General features: G+C 48.3%; 11 protein-coding genes and 1 tRNA gene. 5 read left to right on the top strand and 7 right to left on the bottom strand.

Translation table 11 applies throughout. The annotated features are described in order from the left end of the window. Positions 1-367 precede the first annotated feature (367 nt). The gene (locus KBW69_RS14980) at positions 368-1,927 is read right to left on the bottom strand and encodes an AbgT family transporter (protein ID WP_257281383.1); all 1,560 of its coding nucleotides are present in this window, start codon (positions 1,925-1,927) and stop codon (positions 368-370) included. A gap of 626 nt (positions 1,928-2,553) precedes the next feature. On the opposite strand from KBW69_RS14980, the gene pdxH reads away from it, so the two are divergent. The 3 genes from pdxH (at position 2,554) to KBW69_RS14965 (ending at position 4,751) form a co-directional block, all read left to right on the top strand. After that, complete coding sequence (pdxH, locus tag KBW69_RS14975) at positions 2,554-3,189, top strand: pyridoxamine 5'-phosphate oxidase (RefSeq protein ID WP_257281382.1); 636 nt, start codon at positions 2,554-2,556, stop codon at positions 3,187-3,189. After that, positions 3,186-4,082 carry a DNA replication terminus site-binding protein gene (locus KBW69_RS14970; RefSeq protein WP_257281381.1) on the top strand — a complete coding sequence of 299 codons (897 nt, stop codon included), beginning with the start codon at positions 3,186-3,188 and terminating at the stop codon, positions 4,080-4,082. Before pdxH ends, KBW69_RS14970 begins: the two co-directional genes overlap by 4 nt. Positions 4,083-4,343: 261 nt before the next feature. Further along, positions 4,344-4,751: a hypothetical protein gene (locus KBW69_RS14965; protein ID WP_257281380.1), complete on the top strand. Its 408-nt coding sequence runs from the start codon at positions 4,344-4,346 to the stop codon at positions 4,749-4,751. Between the two features lie 132 nt (positions 4,752-4,883). On the opposite strand, the gene KBW69_RS14960 is transcribed toward KBW69_RS14965, so the two are convergent. Beyond that, positions 4,884-5,141: a GrxA family glutaredoxin gene (locus KBW69_RS14960; protein WP_257281379.1), complete on the bottom strand. Its 258-nt coding sequence runs from the start codon at positions 5,139-5,141 to the stop codon at positions 4,884-4,886. Between the two features lie 337 nt (positions 5,142-5,478). On the opposite strand from KBW69_RS14960, the gene KBW69_RS14955 reads away from it, so the two are divergent. Beyond that, a complete protein-coding gene (locus KBW69_RS14955; protein WP_257274246.1) occupies positions 5,479-5,715 on the top strand; it encodes a hypothetical protein in 237 nt (78 codons plus the stop codon). Here the strand turns inward: KBW69_RS14955 and KBW69_RS14950 are convergent. The 3 genes from KBW69_RS14950 to KBW69_RS14940 form a co-directional block, all read right to left on the bottom strand. Then, a complete protein-coding gene (locus KBW69_RS14950; RefSeq protein ID WP_257281378.1) occupies positions 5,707-7,893 on the bottom strand; it encodes a tRNA(Met) cytidine acetyltransferase TmcA in 2,187 nt (728 codons plus the stop codon). The two genes, KBW69_RS14955 and KBW69_RS14950, sit on opposite strands and share 9 nt — an antisense overlap. Further along, positions 7,886-8,782, bottom strand: coding sequence for a rhodanese-like domain-containing protein (locus KBW69_RS14945; RefSeq protein WP_257281377.1), 897 nt, complete (start codon positions 8,780-8,782; stop codon positions 7,886-7,888). Before KBW69_RS14945 ends, KBW69_RS14950 begins: the two co-directional genes overlap by 8 nt. An 85-nt stretch (positions 8,783-8,867) precedes the next feature. After that, a complete protein-coding gene (locus KBW69_RS14940) occupies positions 8,868-9,428 on the bottom strand; it encodes a peptidylprolyl isomerase (RefSeq protein WP_306674567.1) in 561 nt (186 codons plus the stop codon). A 291-nt stretch (positions 9,429-9,719) separates the two neighbouring features. Here KBW69_RS14940 and KBW69_RS14935 point away from each other — a divergent pair. Next, positions 9,720-9,796 (top strand) — tRNA-Pro (locus tag KBW69_RS14935). Between the two features lie 191 nt (positions 9,797-9,987). On the opposite strand, the gene KBW69_RS14930 is transcribed toward KBW69_RS14935, so the two are convergent. Continuing rightward, positions 9,988-10,302, bottom strand: a complete 315-nt coding sequence (locus KBW69_RS14930) for a DNA-binding transcriptional regulator (protein ID WP_257281375.1) — start codon at positions 10,300-10,302, stop codon at positions 9,988-9,990. Next, positions 10,289-10,603, bottom strand: coding sequence for a type II toxin-antitoxin system RelE/ParE family toxin (locus KBW69_RS14925; RefSeq protein ID WP_257281374.1), 315 nt, complete (start codon positions 10,601-10,603; stop codon positions 10,289-10,291). Before KBW69_RS14925 ends, KBW69_RS14930 begins: the two co-directional genes overlap by 14 nt. Positions 10,604-10,773: the final 170 nt, after the last annotated feature.

Here is a 10,773-nt window from a genome sequence, read left to right as displayed (position 1 = left end):
ACTCATATAGAAAATGCCTGTATTTGTATTTATTTTTCTATTCGTCAAGATTTTTTAAACCAGAGTACAAAGGTAGCAGTCGCAATCTAATTACACTTGTAACACAGAAAGGATTAAAGATTCGAGCATTAATCAGCCACGTCTTATAGAGCTACCTTCGGGAAGAAGGATAGTCAAGTGGGTCGGCCCCCACTCGATGCGATCAGGATCAGTTATGAAGCATTGCCGCAGATCTCATCGCAACTCTTGAGGCCATTATCTGAAAGAAAGGCTTTTCTGGAACAGAGTTACCAGACAAATTAAAACGAAATGGATTCATCACGTTGAATAAAACCAGCACTGAGAGCTGGTTTTATTCTGTAGCGAATCAGAAGCCCAAAGGAATATTGAGGGCAAAGAACCCTATTAATGCAGCCGTCCAGATGGTGATAAAGGCAATAGAGTAAGGCATCATGATTCCGATCATGTCGCCAACGGTCAGATCAGGCTTGTACTTCCTCATGAAGGCCAGAATAACACCCGCATAAGTCATCATGGGTGTCACGATGTTGGTGGAAGAGTCTGCAACACGGAATGCCGCAGCCACCAGATCCGGGGTCATGGCCGGGTTTGCCTGGTACAACATGGGTACGAAGATGGGACCCAGCAGCATCCACTTGGCTGTCAGACCACCAACAAACAGGTTGATGACTGCGGTAGTAATAATGAAGCCAATGATCAACAGAATCGGGAAGTTATCCAGTCCCAGGAACTGAAGGAAACTGGCTCCCAGGTAGGTAATGTAAGTACCCAGTCCGGTAAAGCCCAACAGAGCCAGGAAGTTGTAGCAGAAGAAGGTCAACACCAGTACATAGCCGACCGTATTCATCTGCTTGACCATGGCACTGACAACATCCTGCATACCCTTGAATTTACCTGTTGATTTACCGTAGCAAATACCCACAATCAGGAACGTCATGGTAATCATAAGGATGATGTTATTCAGGAACGGATTGACCACTTTGCCCGCTTCATTGGTGTATTCAGCCAGCGGGCCCGTTGCCAGCCCCACCATAATGGCAATGGCAGCCAGCAGACCAAAGAACGCTGCTTTCAGACCTTTGTTTTCAGCCTCAGTGACTTCAAAACTGGTGATATCCAGATCTTCAGGTATCTGGTAATCCATTTTCTCCAGCTTGGGAGTGACAAACTTGTGAGTCACCCAGGCTCCCACAATCGCCAGAATAAACGTCGATGCAAGGATAAAGAAATAATGCATAGTAGCAGGCGTCAAAGCCTCACCCGCGGCATTAGTGAAAGGCACTCCCTGAGATTCAGCAAAAATCTGAGCGTTCACACCCACGACGACATCCACCGGCGTGGCAGGCAGCAGGTTAGCACTGAATCCTGCAGATACACCGGCAAAAGCAGCCGCCATTCCAATCAGAGGATTTTTGCCCAGACCTGCATACAAAAGACCGGCCAGTGGAATCAGAACCAGATAGCCGGCATCGGTGGCGACACTGCTCATGATACCGATGAATACCAGCAAAGCAGGCAAGTATTTATCGTTCACTTTCAGACCGGCTTTCTTGATCAGGGTGGATAGCAGACCAGAGTCTTCTGCAACACCGACACCCAGCATAACAATCAGGATGATACCCAGAACGCCGTGTCCAAAGGACAGCCAGTTCGCCAGAATGGCGTTTTCGAACATCCAGCGAACGTTTTCTGTGGTCAGCATGTTTTTGACAGAATGAACGATCTGACCACCATCCGCGCCCATGACTTCAAAGCTATGGCCTCCCAACAAGAAAGAAGCCGCCAGAGTCAGGCCAAATAGCCAGATAAAGATAATGACCGGGTCAGGAATCTTTTTCCCGATTCTCTCAATCATGGATTTCCTGCCGCCATTGGCAGAAGGTGCCACCGTTGCCGTTGTACTCATTAATACCAGCCTGTGTACCAAGGGTTATGTTGTTGATTGGCCCTTTCTGACCAGAGGCTTGAGAGCCCCTTCCTTCTGAAAGGCATTTTTAAAGGCAGGGAAAAATATTGAGTATGATTGACGTTAATTTCAGTCTGGAATGGCTTAAATCAAATCAACTACCCTGCCTGAAGGGGCAGAGCATGAAGTAAGCTCTGTGGGTCGTTCGCCGCAAGCGACGGGGAATATAACCCTCAGAGATGAATCTCTTTCACCTTCAAACATCTGCGCCCACTTATTATTAATATCTTGAGAGACGGTATTTTCATTGATAGAGACCAACTCAACAAATCGTATTAATACGAATACAAACAGTACTTTCAACCAAGAAAAGCCTACGTAACAAAAAATACTCCAAAAGTTCAAATAAAAACAAAGCAATGCCCTTTAATAAAGGTAACTCCCCTAAAGAAAAGCATGTGCGAACAGGGTATTAGATACACACTGTCGCTTATAAGCTTATAGTCAGGACGCACCGCAGTTGAACGAGTTCAGCCCAAACGTTATGGGATACAGCCAGACGACTTCGGTTTCACGACCTTCCCGGTTCATATACAATAAACTCACTGCATCAGCGAAGTATGAACATGGATATCAGCCATCTGCGAGAGAATTACACTCAGGCGGGTCTGGACCTGGACTCTCTTGACCCCGATCCATTCCAACAGTTTGACCTGTGGTTTCAGCAAGCGGTCGAAGCACAGCTGACCGAACCCAACGCCATGAGCCTGGCCACAACATCCAAAGAAGGTTTACCCAGCCTGCGTACCGTCCTGCTGAAATACGTAAGCCCCGGGGGCTTTGTCTTTTTTACCAACTACAGCAGCCGCAAGGCCCGGGACATTGCTGACAATCCGAATGTCGCGATTATGTTTCCCTGGGTTTCCCTGGAGAGACAGGTCACTGTCAGAGGCCGGGCCGAAAAAATTTCCAAAACCGACTCGTTAAAATATTTCACCAGCCGCCCCCACGGCAGCCAGCTGGGAGCCTGGGTTTCACAACAGAGTTCGGTCATCACTGGCAGAAAAGTGCTTGAGATGAAGCTCGAAGAAATGAAAAGAAAATTCAAAGAAGGCAAGGTACCTCTTCCGGATTTCTGGGGCGGCTACCGAATCATCCCTGACACCATAGAGTTCTGGCAGGGACGACCCAATCGTTTGCATGATCGCTTCCTCTATACACGGACAGCATCCAACTGGACGATAGAAAGGCTGTCACCATGAGTCAGAAAACGGCGGCCAGGATTGCCGTCAGAGACACTCTGATTCATATGGTAACCGTCAACAGACAATTTCGTGAGCAGGTCTATGATGACCAGCTCCTGCCCGTCTGGGTCATGAAATTGCCGGACGAGGACAAGAATGACCGCGCACTGGCAGCTGAAACCAGCACCCGGTTGATCTATACCGATCAGCAAAACAAACAGGAAACGGCCCGGCTGCCCGGAATCGTGGGCATTGCCAGAGACACCTTGCAGACAGGTATAAGGCTTAATGAAGCCCGGGAAAACTTCAAACAGGCCATGACCGAGTTCAGGAAGCTGTATGGAGACAGTATTGAAGCCATTGAAGAAACATCGGACGAGATCAGGGAGAAGATGCTGGGCGGCCTGCAGTTTGCCCACATCCATTTCGTCCAGAGTTATCGTCAACTGAAACTCTTTGAGACACCACCCCGTCGCATTGGCTTCAGCTGGGCAGCCCACCATAGCGGCTCTGTTAAGCTTTCCGCAAATGAAGCAATTGACCATCTACGCAAAAAATACCTGACTTCCAGTGCCATTCAGACAGACATTGAGATGCTTGAAGCGATGCCCGCCAGCGAGACCGTCATTATCAAAAGAGTTCTGAGCCCTCACCTCCGTGCCAATCTGACCTGGGCCAAAGAGATTGAACAGCTGAGAAAGGCGGATAAAGAGCTTCGCAAGCGCTATCCTGGCCAGATCAATACCCCACTCCCTGTTTTTGTCCAGCTCGAAAAAGGCCAGCCATTGCCAGAGTTCAACCGGATCAAACCCTTTAATCCCTCTGCCAAACAGGAGCGACTCACTCGCAGTGACGCCAGACTGGTGAAAATATCCGAAAACCCACACTCTCGAATTTATAAATATGCCTGAATTCGAAAGGTATTGGGTATTGGGTAGTTGATAGTAGATGGTGGCCAGTGGCGTGTCTGCTCATCAAAAATGCTTTTCGCTTCGGCCCAGTTTTCCATGGGAATGGCAGGGGCCAGATTCTGTTCCCAATACTGGTTGCGCAGACGTTCTTTTTCGGCATCGTCGGCCTGTTGAAAAACAGGGTCTGCAGTCTGGTCTTGCCAGCTGGTCGTAGTGTCATCCCTGATCTATGCTGTTTTTTCAGTTTTTGTCGGGATGGTTATGGAAAAGTCGTTATTTTCAGAGCTCAAGCGTATTGGCATTGATGAAGAACTGGCCAGTAAGGTCAGTGCTTCCCTTGATCCGGAATACAACGCCACTAAAAAGGACATCCTGATTATGCAGGAAGCCATTATGCAGTTACAGCTTCAGGGTGAGCGAAATTATCAGTCACTGAGTTCGGATATCAGTGCCTTGCGTACTGAGCTGCACAGGGATATAGCCGGTGTGCGAACCGAACTGCATAAAGAGATTGCCGGTGTTCGTGCTGAAATCAGCGATGTACGTGCTGAAATCAGCGATGTACGCACCGAAATGGGCTCTTTTAGTCGGCAATACATCATTACCTTTCTGAGCCTGATTACCACCATTGTCAGCGTTTTTGTCATTAATTGGCACTTTCACCAGTAACGCAAAGGCGTATGGGTTGTAGTGATTCTGCCCCTGATAGTAACGTCGAGCATCCTGATTGCTACCTTACATCGACGGGGCCGGACCATACCACGAATGACTGGCCTGAGGCGCAGCGACTGGCTGTCGACCTCAGCCTTGCAGGGATTCCACCATCTCTTCTTTCAGGTAAGCATCCAGCTCTGTGTAACCGCCAATGTACTTTTGACCATGAAAAATCTGAGGTACGGTTTCAACCCGCTTTCCTACTGTTTTTTCCAGATCTGCCTTGGTGATGCCTTCCGCATGAATATCCACGTAGAGCATTGGCAGTCCACGGCTTTCCAGCACTTCTTTAGCTCGTACACAATAACCACAGCCCGGACGACCAAAAACGGTAAAACGATCCATAAAACCCACCTGACTCTAATCAGTATTAACTTTCAGAAATAGGAAAACGCCCACTATAAACGAGTTAGCGTGACGCACGAAATCAGTATTTTTTAACGGTTTGATAGAGAAAGTCTATCCGTCATTACCGAATCCCCCTAAATGCCTGTTAGTGAGTTTTGAGCAGCGGATTGCCCAGCTTTATGTTCTGAACTCCCCTTCCGCAAAAGCCCGGACTTTTTGACATGGCTACAACAGTGAACGATTCCCTTGAGCTGTTGTCTAAAAATACAAAGTCAAGCAAATGAGCTTGTTCTGAAAAAGATGACCATTTTCATAAGTTAGAGAGGTGTTAGTTATGCACAAAAAATATCTGACGATAATTTTGGCTGCTGTTTTATTCAGTGGTGCAGTTTGGGCAGCGGACTGTGTAAGAGGCTTTATTTCAGGCAGGTATACTGCCTACCCTGTCCAGAACCAGGGCAACGGGCTAGACCATAAAATATGGATTCTGGATTCTGAAAGCGGAGACGTTAAGTTTTGTACCAGAAAAAACTTTGGCGGCCCAATTGAATGTACAGATTTCTCAGATTGACCGTTTAAGGTTTTGTCCCATACATAGGTGCCGGACACATTGCTTTAAAAATTGAACGGCCTGCTTTCTACCCGTCAGGCCATTCGCTTTTGCTATCTCTGACCACTCAGCCCCCTGAAGTACTTTGGCAATCAATCCATTCAAAGCGTCCTGCGAGACAGAGCCATCAGAAACTTTTGATAACAGTAGGGAGCGAACAGCAGGAAGGCAACTTTCAAGCAATCGATCTGAATGGACAAACGATTTCAGGTCCATCCGATCTCGCTTATCTAAAGCAGTCTCAATGCTGAAATGACTTAAGTGAAGCATTACACGAACCAGATCAGGAGCCATTTCTTTGAATACCCCGGACAGCTGCATCAGAAAACCTGAGGTAAAACGAGACTGCATTTCCTTTGTCAGGAGACTGAATGCTTCATTCAGTGACTTCAAAACCATCATTGAGTAACAGCCACTGGCTGCTTCACGGGTAATGCCAACACGAACCGGGAGATAGCCCGAATTCACCCAAAAAGCCGCCAGTTCTGACGTCGCACCAAAACTACTGCCCAGATAATCCAGTTTTCTGAGTTTTGCCTGCTTTTCAATGCACTTCAACAGATGAGTGCCCAGCCCATTCCCCTGTAATGAAGGATGTACCGCTATTCGGATAACCCTCAGGCCAGTAAAGGCTGAAGCTTCCGGGAAACCACAATGATTACTCAGGGACTGAGGAATAAGATGACCCCGAACCCTGCGTTGCCCTAGCCAGACAGCTTCCTGCAAGTCGTCTTCTATGCCTCCTTCAAGTGCCAGCAATGCCGTTGCAACGACTCGTTCCTGGTACCTGAGGCAATAGACCTCGATATTCGGGCCATCCAGAAGATGCCTGAGATCAAAAGGACGGGTTCGATAATGGGCGAATACCAGCAGACCAAACACATCAGCCAGCAGCCGATCGTCTTGAATCAGTTGAGCGGATTCAAGACGATCAAACGAACAATTATCAATACCTGCACCCTTTATCGTTTCATCTGAAGCGGGTGAGGCATTCAGCATCAACGCCCTGAAAACAAAGGCTTCGAAAGGGTCATTATCAGCCCAGCGGATTGGCTGATTCAGATGCAACCCCTGCCATTTTGGCGTCAGTTCAGACAGTGTTGACTTGAACTTAATGGCAAAGCCCCTGCCCGTCCCTTCATAGCCATGCTGAGTGGATGAGAAAACAATTCGAGAATGATTCTTTAACAATTGGGTCAGTAGTGGCACCGGGATAGCAGCAGCTTCGTCCACCAGCATAAGCTCACAGTCTGAGTCACCAGCAGAATGCAGGAGTTCGTCGGGAGCTTTGAATTCGAGAATTTTGCCTTCCCAAAACAGTTTTCCCCGATGGGCTTCACACCCATCAAGTAGAGCTTCAGCAGAATGAAAGACGACTTCGGCAGAAGCCAGAGAGGGGGCTGTCACCCATATCCTTGAGAGCCCTGATTGCAGTAGCCGGACCGATGCAATACCCAGCGCAGCACTCTTGCCCCTGCCACGATCCGCAGTCAGCACTAATGGACGCCGACGATGGCCTTTTGCCACACGAAGAATGGACTCGACAGCCTTGGATTGATCCGATGTTCTGCAAATAGTGTCGTCTGGAGATTCTGCCTGCCCTGAATCAGGTAAACCACTGCAACAAATACCCTGTTGCCACCTTGCAACGCCGTTTTCACACAACAAAGAGAGTGTTTGTTCAGACTTGATAAGGTTGACCAGTCTTTTCAGATAGAGTCCCCGAATGTGCCCGGGTTGATATGGATAAACAGCGAGTCTTTTGTGGTCAGGGTCAGAGTATTCAGGCCAGTCATCCAGATCCGGTATCAGAAGTATGAAAAGCCCTCCACCTTTCAGAGCACCACTGAGCTGACCAAAGGCATCGACATCAAAACCGGAAAAGGCATTAAATACCACGAAGTCAATCTCACGCCCCAGCCAGCTGATAGCTTTTGGTGCAGAGATCGAAGTTTTATTTACCTTAAAGCGCTCACCCACCCAGAGTGTTTGCTGCCCTTGTGTCTTTGAAAACAGAAGTGCACTTGAAAGGAGACTCTCAGCCTGCTGTTGTGTCCAGGCTTCTGTTCCGGACAAAACCAACAAAGCACGGTGATTGTTTTCAGCCGCCCGTTTGAGGATAGAGGCAACGTTATCCATTCGCCGTCGTAATTTTTTCTGAAACCAAAGAATCCATCCATAATTCATACTCAGCAGGAACAAGACTGCCAAACTGCCTGGCGGGTGTAGCATAGTTGATGCCTCTTTCCACCGGGTAGCCTGAACCAGTCCAGGCTTTCAGCCCACCATTGAGAAGCCGAACATCCTTGACACCGGCATACTGAAGAACAAACAAAACGCGTGCAGCGGCAATCATATCGTCGCCATAAACGACGATTGGTGTATGTTTAGTGATACCCAGCCCAAGGAGAACTGATTTCAGCCGTTCTGACTCCTTGATAATCGACTCCAGGCTGCCTGTTTCAACGTGCAGAGCACCGGGAATATGCTGAACAACATAGCGAGCCCCTCTTCCCCAGGAGACATCCAGCACCATAAGGTCGGTATTCATCTTAAGTTGTTCATCCAACCACTCTGGTGTGACCAGTCGCTCATAACCCGGCAGTTTGGCAGGCTTGCCACCTTGAGCCAGCCAGTAAGAAAAGCCCTCTTCAAAAACACGAATCCGACCTTCATCAAAGCCCTGTTCAGCCACCAGCCACTGGGCTAACACCTGGGCATCCTGCTTATCACGACCATAGACAACGATGTTCTTGTCTGGCGATATTCCCTTACTGGTCAAAAGATTCCGGACGTGTTCAGGATCGGCTGTCATCAATGCCAGGTCAAAATTTCGGGCACCGGGAATATGTCCCCCGTCCGGGTCATTACCCGAAGGCCACCCGTTGTACCAGTTACTGTCTCGAACATCGACCAACACCCAGCCCTGCTCCCGAACCAGTGCTTCCATCGCAGGTTGATCAACCGATTTTAATGCCAGCCTGTCATTCCAAAAGCTGTCGCAAGCCGTGATGACCGGTAACAACATGATTAACAGACAATATTTTGCCCAATGCTTCATGGAACCTGATTTACCTGATAGTTATTGGGTTGCAGCGGTACTTATAGCCATATTACTTAGTGGGGGCGGTTTTGACTCTTTCAACTGTCAGAATTGTAATCGGGTCAACAGGCACATTTGCGTGAGGCCCTCTGTTCCCGGTTTTCACGGAAGCTATGGAATCCATAACCTCTTCACCTTTAATCACCTCGCCAAATACGGCATAGCCCGGACGACCGGGACGATTATTCAAAAACTCATTATTGACGAGATTGATGAAGAACTGAGAGGTAGCACTGTCCGGGTTAGCTGTTCTTGCCATTGAAATAGTGCCACGACGGTTCCTGAGGCCATTACCGGGCTCATTCCTGATGGGTGCGCTCGTTGGCTTTTGACTCATATCTGCAGTCATGCCACCTCCCTGGATCATAAAGCCGGGCATCACTCTGTGAAAAACCAGTCCCTCGTAGAAGCCCTTGTCCACATAAGCAAGAAAGTTCTCTACAGTGACAGGTGCCTTCCCGGGATTCAGACGAATTGTCATATCACCTTTACTGGTCTTGATAACGACATCAACAGGCTGCAAAGCCTCTGCAACAGGTTTATCAGGAGCGGTGGCTTTCTGCTCTGCCATCACATGGCCGGCAAACAGTAAAAAAGACACCGTCAGAACTTTTTTAATAGCTTTTAACACCTGCTTTAACCCATAAGTAAGATGATTGAGGTCGTTATACTACTGGAATCCATGTTCAGGCCATAGTTCATCACACCGAAAAAATGCACATTTCCCCATAATCTGCACGTTAATCCTACGCTGTTGGCACCCCCCACATTTTCAGAAGCTATGGTATAGAAGAAAATCAGCTCAAAGCTTGCAAATAGATAGTAGAAAGGTAATATACAGACCCACCGCACAGAGCGGACTCGGAGCGTAGCGCAGCCTGGTAGCGCACCACAATGGGGTTGTGGGGGTCGGAGGTTCGAATCCTCTCGCTCCGACCAGTCATACCAAGGGTTCCAGAGTTTTTCGCCCATCTCAAAAAACAGGGCGGGACACGTCTGGGACATGCAAGTCTTTTATTAATTTTCCTCTCTTTTTATCCTCCCGAATATCAAAAACCACCAACTTACAGCACATGGTGAGCATCTATCGAAATATGAGATACTGCAACAAGATTGCTTGAAAGCGCTGCTCAAAGACTCGCAATATACGAGAGGGTCTCAGGATGGCGCTGCACCAGCCTAAGCAGGGTAATGGCCTGACCATTGGGCACACTGCGTCCTTGTTCCCAGTTCTCCAGGGTACGGGCAGAAGTGTGCAATAAGCGGGCAAACACGCCCCTGGACATATTAAACGTTTCCCGGATGCCAAGAATCTCGTCCGGTGAAATACTTAGCTCTCCTCTGTCATTCAACTGATGACTTCTGAGTGTCAACTTGCCCTCTGAATGTTCCCTGGCTTCAGCAAGGGCTGTGCTGAGTTCCGAGAATAAATCACGACTGCTCATTGCGCCATGCCTCCATAAATTGTCTTAACTGCTTCCTCTGATTCGTAGTCAAGTCCGCCATCTCGTTTTTGCTGTAAAGGGTTAGCAAGTAGAAACGTTGGCGCTCACCCAGATAATAATAAATGACCCGCAGGCCAGCGCGCCTGCCTTTCCCCTTACCAGCAAAACGCACCTTACGCAAACCGCCAGTGCCCTGGATCACATCGCCTTGCCAAGGGTCAGCCATCAGCTCGACCTGAAGTGATCGGTATGTGGCCCGTAACCGTGACAAATCTTCATGCAGGTAGCCTGGAATACTCATCTACAATCTGAGAAAACCAGACTTTGAATAGTTAGACCGGAAGAATGAAACATTTTACGGACGATTCCGGCTGCTCCAGTCCAGATTTTGCCCGTTTAACTAAACCCTCGTTTTATCAAACTTCAATATGACTGTTTGATAAGGAATTTCATTTTTCCTGCACGGAATCA

Origin of the sequence: Endozoicomonas sp. ISHI1, from assembly GCF_024606225.1 — a bacterium.
Lineage (GTDB): Bacteria > Pseudomonadota > Gammaproteobacteria > Pseudomonadales > Endozoicomonadaceae > Endozoicomonas_A.
Note: the sequence above shows the minus strand (reverse complement) of the source record. Positions and strands in the feature narration are given on the sequence as shown.